At 68.1% G+C, this 1,473-nt stretch carries 2 protein-coding genes and 1 pseudogene; 2 read left to right on the top strand and 1 reads right to left on the bottom strand.

The window, feature by feature from the left end; translation table 11 throughout:
- Nucleotides 1-506, bottom strand: a 506-nt coding sequence (locus ADBZ5U_RS16330; protein WP_526811950.1) for an aminotransferase class III-fold pyridoxal phosphate-dependent enzyme, incomplete at its 3' end; no start/stop codon positions are given.
- A 161-nt stretch (nucleotides 507-667) separates the two neighbouring features.
- On the opposite strand from ADBZ5U_RS16330, the gene yajC reads away from it, so the two are divergent.
- On the top strand, nucleotides 668-982 hold the full coding sequence (yajC, locus tag ADBZ5U_RS16335) for a preprotein translocase subunit YajC (protein ID WP_526811952.1): 315 nt from the start codon (nucleotides 668-670) through the stop codon (nucleotides 980-982).
- A 90-nt stretch (nucleotides 983-1,072) separates the two neighbouring features.
- Nucleotides 1,073-1,473, top strand: a pseudogene (locus ADBZ5U_RS16340) (protein translocase subunit SecD); the annotation flags it as partial.

The following is a 1,473-nucleotide window of genomic DNA, read 5'->3' on the forward strand; positions in this document are numbered from 1 at the left end:
GGCATCGACTTGGCGGTCAGGCCCATGGTCAGGTTGGTGCGGCCGTGGTAGGCGTGGTCGAAGGCGACCACCGCTGTCCGGCGGGTGTACATCCGGGCGATCTTCACCGCGTTCTCCACCGCCTCGGCGCCGGAGTTGAACAGCGCGGTGCGCTTGTCGAACGAGCCGGGGGTGAGCCGGTTGAGGTGCTCGGCGACGGCCACGTACTCCTCGTAGGGCGTGACCATGAAACAGGTGTGGGTGAAGTCGGCCGCCTGCGCGCGGACCGCGTCGACCACCCGGGGCGAGGAGTTGCCGATCGTGGTGACCGCTATACCCGACCCGAGGTCGATGAAGCGGTTACCGTCGACGTCCTCCAGGATGCCGCCGCCGGCGCGGGCGGCGAACACCGGCATCGTCACGCCCACGCCGCGAGACACCGCCGCGACGCGCCGCTTGGCCAGTTCGGTGGAGTTGGGGCCGGGGATGGCGGTGGCGATTCTGCGGCTCTGTTCGACTGTGTGCACGAGCGTTCTCCTCCACGGCGCCGAGGGCGGGGCAGGCCGTTTCAAGATGGTGAAACGAGCCTAGTCGTCCGGCAGGTCACCGCAACCGAAAACCGGCCGCGGCGTGAAGAAATGATCGGCCTGCGCGGGGGCGACGTGGGTGCAATGGCACACTGACTGCCATGGAACAACTAGTGAGCTTCCTGCCCCTGTTCATCATCATGGGTGCGTTCATGTTCTTCGCCTCCCGCCGTCAGCGCAAAGCCATGCAGGCCACCATCGACCTGCACGAGTCGCTGCGGGTGGGCGACCGGGTCCAGACCACGTCGGGCCTGTACGGAACCATCGTCGGCCTGACCGACGACGCGGTGGACCTCGAGGTCGCCCCGGGTGTGGTCACCAACTGGACCAAGCTGGCCATCCGGGACCGGGTCGAGCCCGCGCAGCAGGCCACCGGCCTGACCGAACGCGACGCGGACCGCCTGACCGGAGACTGAGCCCCGCCCCCGTACCCTTTCCGGGGGCGCGTGGACTGACCGCGCGTGCGGATCGCGCGCGGACCCGCATCGAATTAGGAGAATCGACACGTGGCATCGTCACCGGCGCCGGTGCACCCGTACCGCTACCTGGCGCTGTTCTTGGTCCTGCTGGTCGGCGTCTACCTGCTGATCTTTCTCACCGGGAGCAAACAGGCAAAGCCCAAACTCGGCATCGACCTGCAGGGCGGCACCCGCGTCACGCTGACCGCGCGCACCCCGGACGGGTCCAAGCCCACCCGGGATGCGCTCAACCAGGCCCAGGAGATCATCAGCGCCCGTGTGAACGGCCTGGGCGTGTCGGGCTCCGAGGTCGTCATCGACGGCGACAACCTGGTGATCACCGTGCCGGGCAATGACAGCAGTGAGGCCCGCAACCTCGGCCAGACGGCCCGACTGTACGTCCGTCCGGTGATCGGTCAGCCCATCCCGGTCGAGGCGATCAAGAATCC

This window comes from Mycobacterium sp. (assembly GCF_040398885.1).
GTDB lineage: Bacteria > Actinomycetota > Actinomycetes > Mycobacteriales > Mycobacteriaceae > Mycobacterium.

Excerpts from the sequence above, each read along its gene's own strand:
- yajC (WP_526811952.1), top strand. The coding sequence starts at position 668 with ATGGAACAACTAGTGAGCTTCCTGCCCCTGTTCATCATCATGGGTGCG.